General features: G+C 62.2%; 15 protein-coding genes. 6 read left to right on the top strand and 9 right to left on the bottom strand.

Annotated features, from left to right (window positions below; translation table 11 throughout):
• Positions 1-30 precede the first annotated feature (30 nt).
• Positions 31-912: a pyridoxal kinase PdxY gene (pdxY, locus tag LPJGGPFB_RS01620; protein ID WP_173418438.1), complete on the bottom strand. Its 882-nt coding sequence runs from the start codon at positions 910-912 to the stop codon at positions 31-33.
• Between the two features lie 282 nt (positions 913-1,194).
• Here pdxY and LPJGGPFB_RS01625 point away from each other — a divergent pair, with 282 nt between their 5' ends.
• On the top strand, positions 1,195-5,988 hold the full coding sequence (locus tag LPJGGPFB_RS01625) for an NAD-glutamate dehydrogenase (protein WP_173418439.1): 4,794 nt from the start codon (positions 1,195-1,197) through the stop codon (positions 5,986-5,988).
• Positions 5,989-6,144: 156 nt separating this feature from the next.
• Complete coding sequence (locus tag LPJGGPFB_RS01630; RefSeq protein WP_173418440.1) at positions 6,145-7,572, top strand: MFS transporter; 1,428 nt, start codon at positions 6,145-6,147, stop codon at positions 7,570-7,572.
• Between the two features lie 59 nt (positions 7,573-7,631).
• On the opposite strand, the gene purH is transcribed toward LPJGGPFB_RS01630, so the two are convergent.
• From purH to LPJGGPFB_RS01645, 3 genes are all read right to left on the bottom strand, one after another.
• Positions 7,632-9,242 (bottom strand): bifunctional phosphoribosylaminoimidazolecarboxamide formyltransferase/IMP cyclohydrolase, encoded by a 1,611-nt coding sequence (purH, locus tag LPJGGPFB_RS01635; protein WP_173418441.1) that lies wholly within the window; start codon positions 9,240-9,242, stop codon positions 7,632-7,634.
• Between the two features lie 121 nt (positions 9,243-9,363).
• A complete protein-coding gene (locus LPJGGPFB_RS01640) occupies positions 9,364-11,049 on the bottom strand; it encodes a heparinase II/III family protein (protein WP_173420919.1) in 1,686 nt (561 codons plus the stop codon).
• 334 nt (positions 11,050-11,383) lie between these two features.
• Positions 11,384-12,685, bottom strand: a complete 1,302-nt coding sequence (locus LPJGGPFB_RS01645) for an RsmB/NOP family class I SAM-dependent RNA methyltransferase (protein WP_234902838.1) — start codon at positions 12,683-12,685, stop codon at positions 11,384-11,386.
• Here LPJGGPFB_RS01645 and LPJGGPFB_RS32930 point away from each other — a divergent pair.
• Positions 12,599-12,772 carry a hypothetical protein gene (locus LPJGGPFB_RS32930; protein ID WP_234902914.1) on the top strand — a complete coding sequence of 58 codons (174 nt, stop codon included), beginning with the start codon at positions 12,599-12,601 and terminating at the stop codon, positions 12,770-12,772. The two genes, LPJGGPFB_RS01645 and LPJGGPFB_RS32930, sit on opposite strands and share 87 nt — an antisense overlap.
• Before the next feature lie 23 nt (positions 12,773-12,795).
• Here LPJGGPFB_RS32930 and htpX read toward each other — a convergent pair whose 3' ends face one another.
• Complete coding sequence (htpX, locus tag LPJGGPFB_RS01650; protein WP_173418443.1) at positions 12,796-13,758, bottom strand: zinc metalloprotease HtpX; 963 nt, start codon at positions 13,756-13,758, stop codon at positions 12,796-12,798.
• Between the two features lie 124 nt (positions 13,759-13,882).
• Between htpX and LPJGGPFB_RS01655 the strand changes: the two genes are divergently transcribed.
• Positions 13,883-14,083 (top strand): DUF1674 domain-containing protein, encoded by a 201-nt coding sequence (locus LPJGGPFB_RS01655; protein WP_173418444.1) that lies wholly within the window; start codon positions 13,883-13,885, stop codon positions 14,081-14,083.
• A 224-nt stretch (positions 14,084-14,307) separates the two neighbouring features.
• On the opposite strand, the gene acs is transcribed toward LPJGGPFB_RS01655, so the two are convergent.
• On the bottom strand, positions 14,308-16,257 hold the full coding sequence (acs, locus tag LPJGGPFB_RS01660; RefSeq protein WP_173418445.1) for an acetate--CoA ligase: 1,950 nt from the start codon (positions 16,255-16,257) through the stop codon (positions 14,308-14,310).
• A 226-nt stretch (positions 16,258-16,483) separates the two neighbouring features.
• On the opposite strand from acs, the gene LPJGGPFB_RS01665 reads away from it, so the two are divergent.
• The gene (locus LPJGGPFB_RS01665; RefSeq protein ID WP_112810452.1) at positions 16,484-17,185 is read left to right on the top strand and encodes a DUF1013 domain-containing protein; all 702 of its coding nucleotides are present in this window, start codon (positions 16,484-16,486) and stop codon (positions 17,183-17,185) included.
• 60 nt (positions 17,186-17,245) lie between these two features.
• Here the strand turns inward: LPJGGPFB_RS01665 and LPJGGPFB_RS01670 are convergent, their stop codons facing one another.
• Positions 17,246-17,632, bottom strand: a complete 387-nt coding sequence (locus LPJGGPFB_RS01670) for an ectoine synthase (protein ID WP_173418446.1) — start codon at positions 17,630-17,632, stop codon at positions 17,246-17,248.
• Positions 17,633-17,769: 137 nt separating this feature from the next.
• Here LPJGGPFB_RS01670 and LPJGGPFB_RS01675 point away from each other — a divergent pair, with 137 nt between their 5' ends.
• Entirely contained in the window at positions 17,770-18,663 is an 894-nt protein-coding gene (locus LPJGGPFB_RS01675) for a LysR substrate-binding domain-containing protein (RefSeq protein ID WP_173418447.1), read from the top strand.
• Positions 18,664-18,678: 15 nt separating this feature from the next.
• Here the strand turns inward: LPJGGPFB_RS01675 and LPJGGPFB_RS01680 are convergent, their stop codons facing one another.
• Together LPJGGPFB_RS01680 and LPJGGPFB_RS01685 are read right to left on the bottom strand one after the other, a co-directional pair.
• Positions 18,679-20,586 carry an AMP-binding protein gene (locus LPJGGPFB_RS01680; RefSeq protein WP_173418448.1) on the bottom strand — a complete coding sequence of 636 codons (1,908 nt, stop codon included), beginning with the start codon at positions 20,584-20,586 and terminating at the stop codon, positions 18,679-18,681.
• 112 nt (positions 20,587-20,698) lie between these two features.
• Positions 20,699-21,358, bottom strand: coding sequence for a YggS family pyridoxal phosphate-dependent enzyme (locus tag LPJGGPFB_RS01685; protein ID WP_173418449.1), 660 nt, complete (start codon positions 21,356-21,358; stop codon positions 20,699-20,701).
• Positions 21,359-21,437: the final 79 nt, after the last annotated feature.

Below are 21,437 nucleotides of genomic sequence, written 5' to 3' on the forward strand. Positions count from 1 at the left end.
CATTCGACGGCAAACCGTGAACAGCTTCTTCTATTTCCGGCGCATCTGGCTCGGATGCAGCAGGCGCCGCATCTGCACCATGGCCATCGGCGTCGAGAGACTGGACGCGTCCTGTTCAAGCGTCAGTTCATCGGCACCGCGCTTGACCGTGCGCGCGATGATTTCAAACACGCTGGCTGTCGCCATCTGCAGCGCCCGCTCCTCCGAAAGCCCCTCCAGCAATCGCGCCAGGAACACCGCCGTCAACAAGTCGCCCGTCCCGTTCGGCGGGTTCTCGATCAGCCGATGTTCTGCAAGAAGCGCATGGTTGCCGGAGAGATAGAGGTTTCCCGTGCCGCCATTCATCATCGGGATCGCCGACGAGACCAGCATGCGCGATGGGCCAAGCCCGAGCGCCGCATCGAGGATGGCCGCATTGGTCTCGAGCGCTGCACCTGCAAGCCAGGCCAGTTCGAAACGGTTGGGCGTGGCCAGGCTTGCAAGTGGCAGCAGCCGGTCACGGATCGCCGTCGCCGTCGCTTCGGGAACGTAGAGCCCTTCGGCATCGCCAATCACAGGATCGCAGGCATAGACGAGATCGGGGTTGCGGGCGCGAAGCGTCGTCACCAGCCGGGCAACGCCGTCTGCCTGTCCGACGGATCCGAGATAACCCGAAAGCACCGCGCGAACCTCGCCGGCCCAGGGCGCCTGAGCGAGATCGTCGATGACAGACTGGAATTCCGCGTCCGGGATGGTGATTCGCGTCGAACGGCCATGGCCAGGATGCCAAGGGAGGATAACCGTCGGCAGTGCCCAGACGGGATGGCCGAGCGTCTCCAGGGCGAAGACAACGGCCCGATTGCCAACGGTACCACGCACCACGTGACTGGAAATGACGATCACGGCACCGGGCAAGGAGGGCATTTCGGGCATCGGCCAGTCCAATCCTTCGATTTGACCTCTGATCACCGACTGTCACCGCCATGTCAACAGGCTATGGCAGAGAGCTTCCGCACAAGCCGCTGGCGTTTTCATGCTTTTTCATCGGAATTCGAGCAATTTTCGCCAATTTGCCTTCGATTTAAATGGATTTAAGCTGTTTTCACGTGAGATTCTCCGATTTTGGGCTCGTTTTTGCCGAAATCGTCATAAAAAGCGGTCGCCATTAGCCATGGTTCTGATAGGGTCTAGCCTATCATGAATGGGAGAAACTTCATGGGCGTGAAATACAATCCGAAGCGGGACAGACACATCGACGCAGCGAAGGCGGCCGCCATCAAACTGGGCACCGACGCGCTGGCGCCGGAGATCCTCTTCGGCGGGGCCAGCAACGACGACCTCGATCTCTATTCGGCGGACATGCTGGCACTGACGGCGGCCCATGCGAGGAGCGAACTCGCGCGCTGGGACGGCGGAAAACCTCAGGTTTCTGTTGAAACGGTGCCCGGCGTCGCGCCTGGCGGCACCGAGGTTTCGATCATTGCCGTCACCGAACACAACATGCCGTTCCTCTACGATTCGGTCATGGGCGAGGTGACGAGCACGCACCGCGACATCCATCTCGCGATCCATCCCATTCTGGTCCAGGAGCCGGGCAAGCCCGTCAAGTTGTTCGATCCGGACGAACCGAGCGACCCGGCGCACCGCGTCAGCCATATCCAGATCCATCTGGACAAGTTGACGCCGGTCGAGGCGCAGTCGCTGAGCAACCGTATCCGCGACGTGCTCGAACAGGTTCATCAGGCCGTGCACGACTGGCCGGCGATGACGACGCTGCTCGATCAGGCGATGCAGGAACTTGAGGACTACAATGCCTCGCGCAAGAAGAGCGACCGCGACGAAGCGCTCGCCTTCCTCCGCTGGCTCCGGGACAATAACTTCACCTTCCTCGGCATGCGCGAGTACACCTATTCGGGCAAGGGCGGGAAGGCCTCGGTCGAGCGTGGCACGGGCAGGGGTCTCGGCATCCTTTCCAACCCCGATGTGCGCGTGCTGCGCCAGGGCAAGGACGCGGTTCTGACGACGCCGGAAATTCTGGCCTTCCTCGAAAGCCCGGATTTCCTGATCGTCACCAAAGCCAACGTGAAATCGGTGGTGCACCGCCGCGCCTATATGGACTACATTGGCGTCAAGCGTTTCGATGCCGACGGCAATGTCGCCGGCGAACTGCGCATCGTCGGCCTGTTCACCTCATCGGCCTATACCCGCCAGGCGGCCGAAATTCCGCTGCTGCGCCACAAGATCGAGAAGATCGTCGACCATTTCGGCTACGATCCGCAGAGCCACTCCGGCAAGATGCTGGACAACACGCTCGAATCCTACCCGCGTGACGATCTCTTCCAGATCGACGTCGGGCTGCTGGCCGCCTTCTGCGAACAGATCAATGAGCTCGGCGACCGTCCGCGCATCCGCGTTCTGCCACGCATCGACCATTTCGACCGTTTCGTTTCGGTCATCGTCTTCGTGCCGCGCGAACAATATGATTCCGACGTGCGCGAGAAGATCGGCGACTATCTGAAGACAGCCTATGACGGTCGCGTTTCGGCCTACTATCCGGCCTTCCCGGAAGGTGGCCTGGCGCGCGTCCATTTCATCATCGGCCGCACCAGCGGCAAGACCCCGCGCATCCCGCAGGCCAAGCTCGAAGAGGCCGTGCGCGGCATCGTCACGCGCTGGATCGATCGATTCGACCTGCTTGCCCGCAAGGATGGCATCGAACTCGATGTCGACGGCGCCTACCAGTCGTTCTTCACGCCGGCCGAAGCCTATGCGGACCTCGCTGACATCGCCGCCTGCAAGGCGGAAGATCCGATCCGGATCTCGTTTTACAACTACAACCGCCCGGTCAACCGACCGGATACGGCTGAGCTGAAGATCTTCCATGCCGGCGAGCCCGTATCGCTGTCGCGCCGCGTGCCACTGCTCGAAAACCTCGGCTTCCGTGTCATCAGCGAACAGACCTACGACCTCAACGTCGGCAAGCATGGCGAGGACAAGCACCGCGTCGTGCTGCACGACATGGAACTCGTCCATCGCGACGGGCTTGCGCTCAATCTCGACAAGTCGGGTGCAGCACTCGAGGAAGCCTTCCTCGCCGCCTGGAACGGCACGATCGAGGACGACAACTTCAACCGGCTGATCCTGCTTTCAGGTCTCAACGCCCGTGAAGTGACGGTGCTGCGCGCCTATGCCCGATACCTTCGCCAGGCCGGCATCACCTATTCTCAAGGGTATATCGCCGACACGCTGAACAAGTATCCCGGTATTGCCGCCGATATCTTCAAGCTGTTCGTCACCCGCATGGACCCGGCGCTCGAAGAGAAGCCACGGGCCAAGAAGTGCAACACGCTCATCGCCTCGATCGAAACCGCGCTATCGTCGGTCCCGAGCCTCGACGAGGACCGGATCCTGCGCCGTTATGTCAACGCCATCGAGGCGACGCTCAGGACCAACTACTTCCAGAAGGACGCCGACGGGAAGCCGCGTGCGGTGCTTGCCCTCAAGCTCGACCCCAAGCAGCTCGACGGCCTGCCCGAGCCGCGTCCGTTCCGCGAAATCTTCGTCTACGGCACCGAGGTCGAAGGCGTGCACCTGCGCTTCGGCAAGGTCGCCCGCGGCGGTCTTCGCTGGTCCGACCGGGCACAGGACTACCGCACCGAAGTGCTGGGCCTGGTGAAGGCACAGCAGGTCAAGAACGCCGTCATCGTGCCCGTCGGCGCCAAGGGTGGCTTCTATCCGAAGCAACTGCCGGTCGGCGGCAACCGCGACGAGGTGTTCAAGGCCGGTACCGAAGCCTACAAGACCTTTATCCGGACCATGCTGTCGGTCACCGACAACATCGTCGGCCAGGATGTCGTGCCGCCAGTGGACACGCTGCGCCGCGACGGTGACGATCCCTATTTCGTCGTCGCCGCCGACAAGGGCACGGCGACCTTCTCCGACACGGCCAACGGTCTGGCGCAGGAAGCCGGCTTCTGGCTGGACGACGCGTTTGCTTCGGGCGGATCGGCCGGTTACGACCACAAGAAGATGGGCATCACCGCCCGCGGCGCCTGGGAAACCGTCAAGCGCCACTTCCGCGAGATGGACATCGACATCCAGACGACCCCCTTCACGGTTGCCGGCGTCGGCGACATGTCGGGCGACGTCTTCGGAAACGGCATGCTGCTGTCGGAAAAGATCCGACTGCTTGCAGCCTTCGACCACCGCGACATCTTCATCGATCCCAACCCGGATACGGACGTGTCCTTCTCCGAGCGCAAGCGCATGTTCGCCCTGCCGCGTTCGAGCTGGCAGGATTATGACCGCAAGACGCTGTCGGAAGGCGGCATGATCATTTCGCGTGCCGAAAAGTCGGTGACGCTGACGCCGGAAGCGATGGCGGCGATCGGCATCGACAAGCAGAAGGCGACGCCGTTCGAGATCATGAACGCGATCCTGAAGAGCCAGGTGGATCTCCTCTGGTTCGGCGGCATCGGCACCTATGTGCGTGGCAGCAACGAGACGGATGCCGAAGTCGGCGACCGCGCCAATGACGCGATCCGCGTGGCAGCCGAAGAGGTCCGCGCCCGTGTCATCGGCGAGGGCGCAAACCTTGGCGTCACCCAGAAGGGCCGCATCGGCTTCGGCCTCAATGGCGGTCGCTGCAACTCCGACGCCATCGACAACTCGGCGGGCGTCAACTCGTCCGACGTCGAGGTCAACATCAAGATCGCGCTGGCGTCTGCCATGCGCGACGGTCGCCTGACCCGGCCGAAGCGCAACACGCTGCTGGCGTCGATGACCGAGGAAGTCGGCCATCTGGTGCTGCGCAACAACTACGAGCAGTCGCTGGCGATCTCTTTGACCGCCATGCAGGGTGCCGGCAACCGCACGACGCTCGGCCGACTGATGACGCGGCTGGAGGCCGACGGTCATCTCAACCGCAAGGTCGAGACGCTGCCGACAGACCAGGCGATGACTGAGCGCTACCAGGCGGGCAAGCCCTTGACCCGTGCGGAAATCGGCGTGCTGCTCTCCTACTCCAAGCTGGTTCTGTTCGACGAGCTGATCGCCAGCGACCTTCCGGACGACCCGTATTTCACGGCGACACTGGAACGCTACTTCCCCGGCAAGATGCGCAAGACCTATGCCGGCGACATCCATGGCCACCGCCTGCGCCGCGAGATCATCGCGACCGTGCTCGCCAACGAGGTCATCAACCGTGGCGGCCCTGCCTTCGTATCGACCTTGACGGATGCGACAGGTTTCCTCTCGGCGGATGTCGTCAAGGCGGCCGTGCTGGCGCTCGATGGCTTCGACCTGCCGCGGATCTATGACGAGATCGACGCCCTCGACACCAAGATCGGCGGCGGGCTGCAGAACGTCCTCTACCAGGAAGTCGGCCGCATCTTCACGCTCGTGACCGAGCGGGCACTGCGCACCCATGCGGCAACCGGCTCGGTTTCCGAAGCGGTGTCGCGTCTGCGAGACGGCCTTCAGAAGCTGCGCGGCACGATGCGGACCGCGGTCTCCGGCGAGAGCGCCGAAGAAGCACAGGCAAAGACAGCGGCCTTCGTCGAGGGTGGCGTACCCGCCAAGCTTGCCGAGGAGATCTCGGAACTGGCCCTGATGACGCTGGTGCCGGAAATCATGCAGATTTCTGCCGAAACCGGCGAGACGCTGAGCCGTACCGCGCAAGGATACTTCGCCGTCACCGACACGCTTCGGATCAACCGGCTGCTGGCCGCCTCCGATCGTGTGCCGGCAACCGAGCAGTTCGAGGCGATGGCGCTTTCACGGGCGGTATCCGATATCGCCGCCGCGCGGCGCGATATCACTGCAGCGGCGCTGCGCGAGCAGAAAAAGGAACGCAGCCCGGTCGCCGCCTGGGAGGAGAACGAGCGCGAGCGCGTCGCCCAAGCAACGGGCCAGCTGCGTCTGTTGACCGAGAAGGGTGAAACCACGCTTGCCAAGATCACCGTCGCTGCGGGCCTTCTGAATGACCTGGCACGCGGAAGGGCGAGGTAATCCTGCCTCTTAGGGACTGATCATCCGGGGAGCAGAAATGTGGGCAGTTTTTTCGCCTGCATTACGCTCTGGACCATTTGGAAACGATCAGATTGAAGATAGTCTGCGCCGCGCGTTCGAGGGGATGCGCGGCGCAGTCTTTTTCGGGAGGGGCACTTGCAGATTTCGGCCGACAGGACAGACGAACGACCGCGCGCGTCACGCGCGGGCATAGCCGGCTGGATGCTCTTCGACTGGGCAGCGCAACCCTTCTTCACGGTCATCACCACCTTCATCTTCGGCCCCTACTTCGTCTCGCGGCTGACAGAGGATCACGCTGTCGGTCAGGCGATGTGGGGCTATACGCTCACCGTTTCCGGCATCATCATCGCCATTCTTTCCCCCGTGCTCGGCTCGATCGCCGACGCGACGGGACCGCGCAAGCCCTGGATCGGCTTTTTCGCCGTCATCAAGATCGCATCCCTGGCGATGCTCTGGTTTGCTGCCCCCGGTTCGCCGATCATTTACGCCGCGTTCTTCATCGTGCTGGCGACCGTCGCCGCCGAATTTTCAATCGTCTTCAACGATTCGATGATGACGCGGCTGGTGGACGAGAAGGATGTCGGCCGCATTTCCAACATCGCCTGGGGGCTCGGTTATCTCGGCGGCATGATCGTCCTGATCGCCGTTGTGGCGCTTCTTGCGGCAAATCCGGAAACCGGCAAGACTGCTGCTGGTATAGACCCGCTGTTCGGCCTCGATCCGGCCAAGGGCGAGGACGCGCGCATCACCGGTCCAATATCGGCGCTCTGGTACCTCGTCTTCATCATTCCGATGTTCCTCTTCACCCCCGACGCCACAAAGGCGACGATGTCGCTGCGCAAGGCGACCGCCACGGGCCTGCGGGAACTGAAGGGTACGCTCGGCGAACTCCGGCAACGATCGGGAATCATGCGTTTCCTGATCGCGCGCATGATCTTCCAGGATGGTGTCAACGGGCTGCTGGCGCTCGGCGGTACCTTCGCCGCCGCCATGTTCGGCTGGCAGACCCTCGAACTCGGAATCTACGGCATCATCTTGAACATCGTCGCGATCGGCGGGTGTCTTTATGCGAGCAGGCTCGATGCAAGGCTCGGCTCCAAGGTCATCGTTACCGCGAGCCTCGTATGTCTCATCATCGCGACGCTTGGCATTGTCTCGACCGGTCCGGGATTCACTCTGTTCGGCCTCATGCCGCTGTCGACTGACGATTCCGGCGGCCTGTTCGGCACAGCGGCCGAGAAGGCTTACATCCTCTACGGCCTGCTGGTCGGCATCGCCTTCGGCCCGGTGCAGGCCTCGTCGCGTTCCTATCTCGCCCGCAGTGTCAGCATCGACGAAGCCGGCCGTTATTTCGGCCTCTACGCCCTCTCCGGTCGGGCGACATCGTTCCTGGCCCCGGCATCGGTCGCCACGATCACGCTTGCCACCGACTCGGCCCGCATCGGCATGATGGCCCTCATCGCCTTCCTGGTCGCCGGCCTCATGATCCTGCTGCGCACGCCCTATCCGGCGGATGACGGGCGCAAAAAAGCCGCCGCGTCCTTTGGGCGCGACGGCTTCTGATGGTCTCAAGCTAGGTGCGAAAATCCGGGGCCGGCGTGAAGCGTCGTCCCCGGGCCCTGTCAGTGGCGGAAGTGGCGCATGCCGGTGAAGACCATGGCGACGCCATGTTCATCGGCCGCGGCAATGACTTCCTCGTCGCGCATCGAGCCACCCGGCTGGATGACGGCGGTAGCGCCGGCCGCGATCGCCGAGAGCAATCCATCGGCGAACGGCAGGAAGGCTTCGGAGGCGACGGCCGAGCCGCGCGTCAATGGCGTTGCCAGACCGAGCGCCTTGGCCGCCTCTTCCGCCTTGATCGCAGCGATACGGGCAGAATCGACGCGGCTCATCTGCCCGGCGCCGATGCCGGCCGTCTGGCCATCCTTGGCATAGACGACAGCGTTGGACTTGACGTGTTTTGCCACCTTGAAGGCAAACTTCATGTCTTCCAGTTCCTGCGCCGTCGGTGCGCGCTTGGTCACCACCTTCAGCTCCAGGTCCTCGACCATGCCGTTGTCGCGGGTCTGGACCAAAAGACCACCGGAGACCGTCTTGGCCGAAAGGCCCGGAATGCGCGGATCGGGCAGGGCGCCGGTGGTCAGCAGCCGCAGGTTCGGCTTGCGGGCGATGATCGTCTTGGCCTCATCGCTGACCTCAGGCGCGATGATGACCTCGGTGAAGAGCTTGACGATCTCTTCGGCCGTTTCCGCATCAAGCAGCTGGTTGAGCGCGATGATGCCGCCGAAGGCCGAGGTGGAATCGCAGGCGAGCGCCCGCCGATAGGCTTCGACCAGCGTCGGGGCCGTGGCCACGCCGCAAGGGTTGGCATGCTTGATGATCGCAACGGCCGGCGCCTTCTCCGGCAGGAACTCGGCCACCAGTTCGAAGGCGGCATCGGTGTCGTTGATGTTGTTATAGGAGAGTTGCTTGCCCTGCAGCAGCGTGGCGGTCGCCACGCCCGGACGGTTCTCGCCGGTGACGTAGAAGCCCGCCTTCTGGTGCGGATTTTCGCCGTAGCGCATCGCTTCCTTCAAGACGCCGCCGAGAACGCGGTGACGGGGCATCGGCGTGTCGAGCGCCTCGGCAAACCAGTTGGAGATGGCCGCGTCATAGGCGGCCGTGCGGGCATAGGCCTTGGCAGCCATCTTCTGGCGGAAGGCATAGGTCGTTGCACCCGACGCCAACTCTTCGATGAGGACCGGATAATCAGCCGGATCGGTGACGATGGTGACGTAGGCGTGGTTCTTGGCCGATGCGCGGATCATGGCCGGGCCGCCGATATCGATGTTTTCGACCGTCGTCGGATAGTCGCCGCCCTGCGCACGGACTTCCTCGAAGGGATAGAGGTTGATCACCGCCAGATCGATCGCGGTAATGCCGTGGGCCGACATCGCCGCCTGGTGCTCGGCATCGTCGCGGATCGCCAGCAGGCCGCCGTGGACACCGGGGTGAAGGGTCTTGACCCGGCCGTCCATAACCTCAGGGAAGCCCGTGAGGTCCGAAACGTCGCTGACCGGAAGACCTGCCTGTGCCAGCGCCTTGTGCGTGCCGCCGGTCGAAACCAGGCGCACGCCTTTTTCGTGCAACGCCCGGGCAAGCTCGACGACGCCGGTCTTGTCGGACACGGAGAGGAGAGCGGTCCGGACAGGAACCTCGTTCGGGGCGGGAATTTTCTTGGAGGCGACAGCCATCAACCATGCTCCTTTGGCGGCGCCGGACGCGCGGGGAGGATGCTCCGGCATTGGGATGGCTGCCCGTTAGCATAGCTTTCCGGCCGAAGGAACCTCGGCAAGCCCACATCCTAAAATAAGCTCAGTTTGTGCGCGAGAAGGTCCACTGGATCTCCGGCTGCCTGGCAACCGCAAAGGTGACCGTCAGCTGTGACGAGGCGCGGATGCCCGAGGGATCGGCAAAGAAAATGTCTTCCTCGACCGCCAGTTCGCCGTCTTGGCAGGCAAACAGCCAGACTTCGCCGTCGGGTGCGGTGAGGTAGATCTCGCGGCCGTTGTTCTGGCGAATGGTGACGGCCGGGTGAATGTGGAAGCGGGCGACCGCCACGGCGGTGTTGGTTTCCTCGGGATCGCTGCCGTCGGCACGCGAAAGCCGGTCGCGCCCGCGGATTATCCGGCCACCGTTGAGCACGCCGATGTCGCGCTCGTGTAACAGCCCGAACGATGAGAGATAGCCGTCATGATTGGCCGCGACGGATTCGAGTCGGCCCGGTTCGTCCTTGCGCTCCACGACGACCCGCGAGACGCCGCTGGTCATGATCGGTCCCAGAAACCGTGACTGCGAAAAGCGAGAGGACGACGTGTCGTTGACGGTGACGGTGGAGTGCGCCGCGGTCATCCGCGCCATCTGGCGGAACCGTTCGCCGGCAAACTTCGGCGCGCCCGAATTGATCACGAACCGCGTCTTGCCGGAGGACATTTCGAACGACAGGCAGCCCGCATGGGCGCTGCGCGACAGATCGACCGAAAGCGGCCGACCGGTATCGACGATGACGACGGTGTTTTCGATCGACAGGCGCTCGTAATGGGCAAGCGGCAGCGAGCGGAACGGCTCACCGGCTGTTTCGTCGTAGCGCAGCACCGAGGCCAGTTCATGCGCCAGCACCGAGGTGGCACCGTTGAAGAGCGCCAATTCGCCGCCCTGGTGGCGGAAGAAGCGCAAGGCCGGATACATCCGGTCGATGCAGGGAATGAGGCGTGACGGCACGTCATGCCCGAGATTGACATAGGTCTGGCGCAGCGGCAGCAGGTCGAGCAGCAGCTCCAGGCCGGCGCGCGGACTGCGCGAAAAATGACTGCCATCGGCAAGGATCTGCCGGTCGAGTTCGAAATCGAGGTGACGCGACGCCTTGCGAATGGCCGAGGGCGTCGACGGCATCGAGACCGATGCCATGGCAAGCGCCATCCGGACACGCAGGCGCGCCTCGCCATCTCTGACCGTTTCGGCGATGTGTCGGAGATAACGGACCTGGAAGGCCAGGCTTTTCAGGAAACGGCGATAGAAGCCATGCTCCGCATTGCGCAGCACCACCGGCGAGTGCGAGAGCCACGCGATGATGCGTTGGGCAATGACGTCGGCATCCCAGGCAATGCCACCCAAATTACGGCCGTGAGTGGCGATCCAGTCGTCGACGATCTGCCGCAGGCGCACGAAGCCGGCATCCTCACGGATGGCCCGTAAATGCCTGAGCCAGCCGAACGAATGCAGCCGGACGGCGAATTCAAGCGATGGCAGGTCGATTTCAAACGGCGATTCGCCTTCGGTGTCGAGCACGCGACCGGCCAATGGGTAGCGACCTTCAAGAATTTCCTCGGCCACGAAGGGATCGACAGCCCTGAGGTCCGTTGGCGCGACAATCAGGCGGCTGGGCGTCGAACCGGTAAAGCGCAGCGACGAGACGCGGCCGACCGAAAGCCGGCGCGACACGCGGCGCCAGCCTTCACGCGCATACAGATAGGAAAGCCTTCGCCTGCCGGAAAACACCATCAACGCCCGCCGGTTTCCTCATTCCTGAAGCAAGCCGTGCGAGTTCCTCGAACGGATGCGTCGGCTTCGCGCCAGTATCGATAACGCATGCGCCCCCGAAGATCCGTATTCGATTTTCGAGACGCACCATGCGCCGTTTCAAAATGTCAGAGCGTCCTTGTCTGTCCGAACGGTCAGGCGGCGCTCAACGTCAACTCCGTATGGTGCCGGAAAGATCATTAAACTTTTAATAATTATTTCGTCTTTGATAGGCTCGCAGCCTTAAAGCGTCAATTGACACAACAAAACAGCCCGCATCCGAGGCTGTCCGGACGGCAATTCGACTTTTCCAGACTTATTTGCGGCGAATCACTGCGGCGTAGAACCCGTCGAGTCCACCGGCGAAAGGCGGATCGAGCGGGAACATCGACGGGGTCGTGCGCACTTCACCCAGCGGGGTGATCGCATCTTCCAGCCCCGGCCAATCCTTGGCCAGAACCGGAACACGTTCATAGTCAGCGCCAGCCTCTACCACCCGGGCAACCACTTCCTCGCCTTCACGCGGGTCAAGCGAACAATTGGAGAAGACGACGATACCACCAGGTTTGACCACCGTCAGCGCGTGGCGCAGCAAACGCTCCTGCAGCAGCGCGAGCTTCTCGATGTCCTCTGGCCCCTTGGTCCAAAGCACGTCCGGGTGGCGGCGGGTCGTCCCGGTCGAAGAACAGGGCGCATCGAGCAAGGCGGCATCGAAGAGGTCCTCAGGCCGAAAATCGGCCATGTTGGTTTCCTTCATCTCTGCCTGAAGGCCCAGACGCTCGAGATTGCCCTTCAAACGGCGCAAGCGGCTTGCGGACTGATCGAGCGCCGTGACGTCTGCGCCGGCGAGGATGAGCTGCGCCGTCTTGCCACCGGGGGCAGCGCAGAGATCGACAACGGTCTTTCCGGCAAGCAGTCCGAACAGGCGAGCCGGGATCGATGCGGCCGCATCCTGAACCCACCATTCGCCATCAGAGAATCCGGCTAAGGAAGGGATGGTGCCGGAGAATTCGGCAAGGCGGACAGACCCTGTCGGCAAGACCGTGCCGCCGAGCCGTTCAGCCCAACCATTGGCGTCCGACTTGACCGTCAGATCTATCGCCGCCGGCGTCAGCTGCGCTTCGGCGATGAGGTCGGCCTGTTCGCGCCCATAACGCTGGACTAGCCTGTCGAAGAACCAATCCGGCATTGCCGGAAGGGTGCGCAGGCTTTCGAGGATCGCGTCTTTTTCGCGCGACAAGCGGCGAAGGACGGCATTCACCAGATTGGCAAACCGGCGGTTACGCGGATCGGCCTGTGCCTGCTCGACGGCAAGGTCGACGGCGGAATGGTCGGGAACGTCGAGGTAGAGGATCTGCGCGGCGGCCACGGCCAGAACATGGTCGAGGGCGCGCGCGCCCTCGGGAAGTGGGGTCTGCAGCATCGAACCGATCGCCGCCTGGATGCGCGGCAGGTGGCGCAGGGCCGAATTGAGAATGGCGCGCACCAGCGCCCGATCGGCTTCGTTCAACTCGCGATAGGCGGGATTGCCATGTTCATGATCGAGCATGCCATCGAGCGACGTCTTGCGATCAACAACCGCGCCGAGGATCTTGGCCGCCGCCTGACGCGTGCGCAGACCGGGCTTTTCTGGGCCGCGTTCCTGTTGTGCAGGCCTTTTCGACCTGACCGGCTGCTTGTGCGAGCGGTTTTGTTTCGGACGTGAATCGTTGTTGTTTTCGGCAGACATCAGGACCAGGGACCTTTCGGCGGTTCGGAACCACCGCGACCCCAACCGGTAGAGGGAACAGAGCGCGATTTGCGCACCGGATTATCAGCCCGAACCGGCGGCGTCGACCCCATCGACATCTCCTGCGCCATCTGTTGCAGGGCGGCGATCCGGTTTTCAGTGTTCGGATGGGTGGAAAACAGGTTGTCCATGCGCTCGCCGGAGAGCGGATTGATGATGAACATATGCGCGGTCGCCGGATTGCGTTCGGCATCGTCATTGTGAATCCGGTGTGCGGCACCGGCGATTTTCTGCAAAGCCGAAGCCAGAGCCAATGGCTTGCCGCAGATTTCGGCACCACGGCGATCGGCGGAATATTCGCGTGTGCGGCTGATCGCCATCTGCACCAGCATCGCCGCAATCGGCGCGACGATCATCGCGATCAGGACACCGACAAAGCCCAGCGGATTGTTGTTGTTTTCGCGATTGCCGCTAAACAGGAAGGCGAAATTGCCGAGCATCGAGATCGCGCCGGCAAGTGTCGCCGTCAACGTCATCGTCAGGGTGTCGCGGTTCTGGACGTGCGCCAGTTCATGCGCCATGACACCTGCAACCTCGTCATAGTTAAGGGCCTGAAGCAGGCCGGTGGAGGCGGCGACAGCGGCATTCTCGGGGTTGCGTCCGGTCGCAAAGGCGTTCGGCTGCGGGCTGTCGATCACATAGACCCGCGGCATCGGCAGGCCGGCATTGGCGGCAAGATCGCGCACGATGCCGTAATATTCCGGCGCGCTGCGTTCATCGACTTCCTGCGCACGATACATGCGCAGAACCATGCGGTCGGAATTCCAGTAGGAGAAAAAATTCATGCCCGCCGCCATGACGAAGGCAATCATCATGCCGCCACGTCCACCGATGGCAAAGCCGACCGCCATGAACAGGGCGGTCATCACTGCGAGCAGCATGGCGGTGCGAACGAGGTTCATGATGGGCTCCGGGTCGTCTACGTTTCACGTGAATCAGGGTTTCCGTTGCGGCAACGGCGCCTTATATGATGGGTGCAAATGCCCCGTTCTTCAATACAGATGCACGAATCCGGATACTGGCGAGATGCAGAACGACAACGACAATGCCCCCGACCACCCGAAAAGACCGCTACCGGCCGCTGCCCTGCGCGCGCTGAAAGAAGCCGAGGAACGGCGGCAGGCAGAAGCGGAGAAGGTGCTGCCAAAGGAGATCGGCGGCCGCGGCGGCGCCGACCCGGCACGCTTCGGCGACTGGGAAATCAAGGGCCGGGCGATCGATTTCTGAGAGATCTCACCGTTTGAGCTTGTGGAACAGTTTCCTTCTTCCGCTTGCAAGCAGCCAAGGCCTGCCGCAAGCGACGCCTGATTTCGTTCGACACTTTTAATTGGAATCCGGCTCATAAAGTCGAGACGGTGATTTGATCTCCGTCCGCGTTCAAGGCCGCGGTCAGAAGAGAGCATGAATCAAAAAGGGCGGCCGATGCCGCCCTTTTCACTATCTGTCGCTTGTTAAGCCTTGTTCTGCCGGTTGGCGATCAGGTCGTCCACAACCGCCGGATCGGCGAGTGTCGAGGTGTCACCGAGCGCGCCGAAATCGTCCTCGGCGATCTTGCGCAGGATGCGGCGCATGATCTTGCCCGAGCGGGTCTTCGGCAGGCCTGGGGCGAACTGGATTTTGTCCGGTGTGGCGATCGGTCCGATTTCCGAGCGGACGTGCTTGACCAAGGCCTGGCGCAGCTCGTCATTGCCGATTTCGCCGGCCATCAGCGAGACGTAGCAATAGATGCCTTGTCCCTTGATCGGATGCGGATAGCCGACGACGGCGGCTTCCGACACCAGATGGTGCGATACGAGCGCCGATTCGACTTCGGCTGTGCCGAGGCGATGGCCGGAGACGTTGAGCACGTCGTCGACGCGGCCGGTGATCCAGTAGTAACCATCCTCATCGCGGCGGCAGCCGTCACCGGTAAAGTACTTGCCCTTGTAGGTAGCGAAGTAGGTCTGGCCGAAACGCGCATGATCGCCATAGATCGTGCGCATCTGACCCGGCCAGCTGTCGGTGATGCAGAGATTGCCGTCGGCGGCTCCTTCCAGCACGTTGCCTTCGTTGTCGACCAGCTGCGGCTGGACGCCGAAGAAGGGCCGCGTTGCCGAGCCGGGCTTGAGATCGGTCGCGCCTGGCAGCGGCGTAATCAGGATGCCGCCAGTCTCCGTCTGCCACCAGGTGTCGACGATCGGTGATTTCTGATCGCCGACGACGTTGTAGTACCATTCCCAGGCTTCGGGATTGATCGGCTCGCCAACCGAGCCGAGCAGGCGAAGCGACGAGCGCGAGGCGCGCTTGACGAAATCGTCGCCGGCGCCCATCAGCGAGCGGATCGCCGTCGGCGCGGTGTAGAAGACGTTGACCTTGTGCTTGTCGATCACTTCCCAGAAGCGGCCAGCGTCGGGGAAATTCGGAACGCCCTCGAACATCACTGTGGTCGCGGCATTGGCGAGCGGTCCGTAGACGATGTAGGAATGGCCGGTCACCCAACCCACATCCGCCGTGCACCAGTAGATATCGCCGTCGCGATAGTCGAAGACATATTCGTGGGTCATCGAGGCATAGACGAGGTAACCGCCGGTGGTGTGCAGCACGCCCTTCGGCTTGCCGGTGGAACCAGAGGTGTAGAGGATGAACAGCGGGTCTTCCGCCTTCATCTTCGCCGGCTCGCAATGCGGCTTCACGGTCGCCGTTTCCTGGTGGTACCAGAGGTCGCGGCCCGGCGCCCAGCCGATCTTGCCGCCGGTGCGGCGCACGACCAGCACCTTGTTGACGATCACGTGCTGCTTGGCAGCGATATCGATGGCGGTGTCGGTGTTTTCCTTCAGCGGCACCGGTTTGCCGCCGCGCACGCCCTCGTCACAGGTGATGACGAACGTGGATTCACAATCGACGATGCGACCGGCGAGCGCGTCAGGCGAGAAGCCGCCGAAGACGACCGAATGAATGGCGCCGATGCGGGCGCAGGCAAGCATCGCATAGGATGCTTCAGGGATCATCGGCATGTAGATGGTGACGCGATCGCCCTTCTTGACGCCATGCTTCTTCAGCACGTTGGCCAGACGACAAACCTGCTCGTAGAGCTGGTTGTAGGTGATCTTCTTGTCGATATAGGGGTTGTCGCCTTCCCAGATGATCGCCGTCTTTTCACCGTGTGTCTTCAGGTGGCGGTCGATGCAGTTGTAGGAGACGTTGGTCAGCCCGTCCTCGTACCACTTGATCGAGACCTTGCCCTTGAAAGAGGTGTTCTTGACCTTGGTATATGGCTTGAACCAATCGATCCGTTTGCCGTGTTTGCCCCAGAACTTGGCCGGGTCGGAGATGCTCTCCTCATACCACTTCAGATAGGTCGTGTTGTCGAGCAGCGTCCGGCTCTTGGCAGACTTCAACACCGGATAGATCTTGGCGGACATTCTTTCCTCCCTGCGCATTCCTGTCTGGGGTTCTCACTCCCGGAGACCCCGCCTCGGCGACGATACATAGCAGGTCAAAGCCAAGCCGCAATTAGACAAAAGGACATTTGGAACTGGAGAATTGCAATTTTGAGACAACGACGCTATAGAGGCGCTCAATTCCCGGAAATCAGTGGTAGACTCCACGGCCCGCGACACCGGCGCGGCGGACAAAAGGACTATATCCATGGCTCAGCAACTGCTTATGCCCAAGGCAACAGCCGTCTGGCTCGTTGACAATACCGCACTGTCGTTCGAACAGATTGCCACGTTTTGCAAGCTGCATCCGCTCGAAGTGAAGGCGATTGCCGACGGTGAATCGGCGCAGGGCATCAAGGGTCTAGATCCAATCGCAACCGGCCAGCTTTCGCGCGACGAGATCGCCCGCGCCGAGGGAAATCCGAACCACAAGCTGAAGCTGTCCGAGCCGAAAGTTCGCGTTCCCGATAGCAAGCGCAAGGGCCCGCGCTACACGCCGGTCTCCAAGCGCCAGGATCGCCCGAACGCCATTCTCTGGCTGGTTCGCAACCATCCCGAGCTGAAGGACGCGCAGATTTCCCGCCTCGTCGGCACCACCAAGTCGACGATCGAGCAGATCCGCGAACGCACCCACTGGAACTCGACGAACCTGACGCCGATGGATCCGGTCACGCTGGGCCTGTGCTCGCAGATCGATCTCGACCTCGAGGTCGAACGCGCCGCCAAGGGCCGCCCGCTGCCGACAGCCGCCGAACTCGGCGCGACGCTGGAAGCCGCCCAGGAAACCGAAAAGCTCAACTTCAGCTACGAGCGCGAAGAAGAGAAGGAAATCGATGCCGATGCCGTCTTCGCCAAGCTCAAGTCGCTGAAGTCGGATCGCAAGGACGAGGACGAAGACGATCAGTACTGATCGCCTCCTGTCATGACCTGACGAAAAGCCCGGATCGCTCGATCCGGGCTTTTTTTGTTTTCAGTAGGCTGAACCGGACTGATCCCTGAGATTATGGCGCTCGGTGCCCTTGAGCGGCGGGTTGAAGATGCTGACCAGGATCAGATCCTCGTCCTTTCCGCCCCGCAGAAAGTGCTTGTCGTGCTGGTCGAGCACGTAGATGTCGCCCTGTCGGATCGGAAAGACATTGCCCTGCATGTCCTCCACCTCGCCGTTCCCGGCGATGCAATAACAGGCTTCCAGATGGTTGCGATACTCCAGCAACGAGACGGTGTTGGCGCGAACGACGGTATGGCAGACCGTAAAGCCCATTCCATCCCTTTCGGTCAGCAACCGATGGCTGGTACCGCTTCCCCATTCAACGAAATGATCGGTGGCCTCGATATCCTGCAGACTGCGTACGAACATATGCTATGTCCTCCTATAAGAAATCTTTGCATCGCGGGCGTCGAAATGCGCATTCGCTATGCTTGATCCCTTATCTCGCTTGGTATTCTCGTCGACAAACGACGATTTCTCAGGCGATAGTTGAGGAGAATTTATAGATGCTCCCGCCGCTTGGCATGCTTCGCGCATTCGAAGCCGCCGCCCGTCTCGCCAGCTTCTCGCGCGCCGCCGACGAGCTGCACGTCACGCACGCCGCAGTCAGCCATCAGATCCGGCTGCTTGAGGAATGGTTTGGCAGGCCGCTGTTTCGGCGGGAGAAACGCGGCGTCCGTCTCCTTCCTGAGGCCGAGCGGCTGGCGGATGCCTTGACGTCGTGCTTTGCCCGGATCGCAACAGAAACGGACATGCTGCGGGCAAACGCCAAGTCGGCGATCACCGTCGCCTGCATCCCGTCGATCGCCACGCGGTGGCTGATACCGGCGCTCAACGAATTTCTCCAACAGCACGCTGATATCGACGTGAAGGTGATCTATGCGATGGCCGAGCAACGACTTCGGGAAACGGGCTGCGATGTCTTAATAACCCTTGGCGCCGACGGGTCGGACGGCGTGCAGAACGACCGCCTGTTTTCACGGGCGAACCGTCCGGTTGCCAGTCCGCGCTACATAGAGCGCAAGGGCGCGCTCGACACCGCAGACGCGATTGCAGCTGCCGACCTGCTCCACGATGAAACAGCGAACCGCTGGCGCGACTGGTTTGCCAAAACCGGCCAGGCCATGACCGGCCCGCCGCGCGGCCCCGTCTTTCAAGACTTCAACCTGCTGGCAACAGCCGTGATTGCCGGCCACGGCGTTGCGCTCTGTCCTGTCGAGGTCTTCCGCCGCGAGATCGACGGGGGTGATCTCATCGTCCTCTCGACGGTCGCGACGCTTGAAGACGAAAGCTATTTTCTCATCACCAGAAACGCGCGCGGAAAAGCGGTCGCCGCGTTCAGCGCGTGGTTCAGTTCCGTCGTTGCGCGATCGACCGCACCCGACAGCAACATGCGCTGACGTTGCGAGACGCAATCAGATACCGATGCCCTTGGCATGAAGCACGGCGGCGATCTCGTCGAGAATCGCTGGGTCGTCGATCGTCGCCGGCATCTTCCATGGCTGGCGATCGGCTATCTTCTGGATCGTCGCACGCAGGATCTTTCCGGATCGGGTCTTCGGCAGCCGCTTGACGCACATCGCCGTGCGGAACGCAGCGACCGGGCCGATGCGGTCCCGCACGAGGCTGATGACCTCCCGCTCGATCTCGGACGTTTCCCGTGAAACATTCGAGTTGATGACGAGAAATCCGGCCGGGATCTGCCCCTTCAGTTCGTCGGCGATGCCGATGACCGCACACTCCGCGACATCCGGGTGGCTGGCGCACACTTCCTCCATGGCGCCCGTCGATAGCCTGTGGCCGGCAACATTGATGATGTCGTCGGTACGCGCCATGATGAACACATAGCCGTCATCGTCGAGATAACCGGCATCGGCCGTCTTGTAGTAGCCGGGAAATTCGTCGAGATAGGCGGCGCGAAAGCGATGGTCGGCGTTCCACAGGGTCGGCAGGCATCCCGGAGGCAGGGGCAGCTTGACCACGACATTGCCCAATATTCCCGCGTCGACCGGGTGGCCGGCATCGTCGAGAATCTGGACATCGTAGCCGGGTAATGGAACGGCAGGAGAGCCATACTTTACCGGTAGAAGCCCGAGCCCGAGCGGATTGCCCGCGACCGGCCATCCCGTTTCCGTCTGCCACCAATGGTCGATGACCGGCACGCCCAGAGCCCTCTCGGCCCAGCGGATCGTATCGGGATCGGCGCGCTCGCCAGCAAGGAACAAAGCACGAAAGCCCGAGATATCATATTTCGACACCAACGCGGCGTCGGGATCTTCCTTGCGAATGGCACGCAACGCCGTCGGCGCCGTGAACATCACGGCCACGCCATGCTCCGCTATGATACGCCAGTATGTGCCCGGATCCGGCGTGCCGACGGGCTTGCCCTCGAACAGGATCGAGGTGTTGCCGTTGAGAAGCGGGCCATAGACGATGAACGAATGCCCGACGACCCAGCCGATGTCGGACGCGGCCCAGAACACCTCGCCGGGCTGAACGCCGAAAAAGTTCTGCATCGACCATTTCAATGCGACCATGTGGCCGCCATTGTCGCGCACCACACCCTTCGGCTGGCCGGTGGTGCCGGACGTATAGAGCACATAAAGCGGGTCGTTGGACGCAACCGGCGTGCAGCCAACTTCATCGCCAGCGTCCTTTGCCGCTGACAGGGCCGCGGCATAGTCGACATCGCGCACCGGCGTCATCTCCGCCTTGAGCATGTCACGCTGGTAGATCAGGCAATGCGCCGGCTTGTGCTCAGCGATTGTCACCGCCGCATCCAGCAGCGGTTTATAGGCAACCGTCCGGCCGGGCTCGATGCCGCAGCTCGCGGAAACGACGAGCTTGGCCCGGCAGTCATCGATGCGCACGGCAAGTTCATTGGCGGCAAAGCCGCCAAACACCACCGAGTGCACGGCGCCGATGCGCGCGGCAGCAAGCATCGCCACCGCTGCCTGCGGGATCATCGGCATGTAGATGATGATGCGGTCGCCCTTGTCGACGCCGAGCTTGCGGTAGACGGCGGCCAGCGCCTTGACGTCGTCAAGCAGCGCTCCATAGGAGATGCGCTCGATGCTGGACGTAACCGGGCTGTCGTAGATAAAGGCGATCTGCTCGCCACGGCCCGCTTCGACATGTCGGTCGAGACAGTTGTAGCAGCTGTTGGTCAACCCACCGGGAAACCAGTGGCCATAGATGCCCCGTTCGGAGTCGAAGACCCGCTCCGGCTTCTCGAACCAGTCGATCGCCTCAGCCGCCTCTGACCAGAACCCCTCCGGATCCGTCTTCCACGCGCCGTACACTTCGGAATAGCGGCTCGCCATATCCGTTCTCCTCCCAATGCATGCCAGGCAATGCCCGGCCTCCTCATGCACAAGGATAGGCTAATGAGAACGAAGGTGAACCCCGACGAAAGCGTAATGCGACGTTTTGGTATCAGCGCGAGCCGAAGATCGCCGAGCCAACGCGCACGCTGGTGGCGCCGAACTGCACCGCCGTCTCGAAATCGCCGGACATGCCCATCGAAAGCCGGTCGAGTTTGCACTCGCGGCCAAGCTTCGCCAGCAGCGCAAAATGCGGGCCGGGATTCTCCTCGACCGGCGGAATGCACATCAGCCCTTCGATCGCCATATCGAGTTCCTCGCGGCAGAAGGTCACGAACGCAACGGTGTCCTTCGGCGCAATACCCGCCTTCTGCGGTTCCAGCCCGGTGTTGACCTGGACGTAGAGACGAAGTGTCCTTTCCTGACGCTTCATTTCCGCCGATATCGCCCGGGCGATCTTCTCGCGGTCGACAGTCTCGATGACGTCAAAAAGGGCAACGGCTTCGGCCGCCTTATTGGACTGCAACGGCCCGATCAGATGCAGCACCAGATCCGGCGTCTCGCCCTTCAGCAACGGCCACTTGCCCTGGGCTTCCTGCACGCGGTTCTCGCCGAACACGCGCTGGCCGGCCTCGATCACCGGACGGATCGCATCCGCGTCGAATGTCTTGGAGACGGCAACGAGGCTGACGGCATGCTTCGGGCGCTTTGCCGCCTTCTCCGCCGCGTGAATCCGGCTCACGACATCCTGCAACCGCTCTTGAACTTCCATGGACCTGTTCTCCGACATGACGACCTTTCGGACGATGACTTAGCGGATTAGGCAAACTTGCGCGCCTTGCCAAGGCCAT

The organism is Ensifer adhaerens (genome assembly GCF_013283195.1).
In the GTDB taxonomy this organism is placed as follows: Bacteria; Pseudomonadota; Alphaproteobacteria; order Rhizobiales; family Rhizobiaceae; genus Ensifer; species Ensifer adhaerens_G.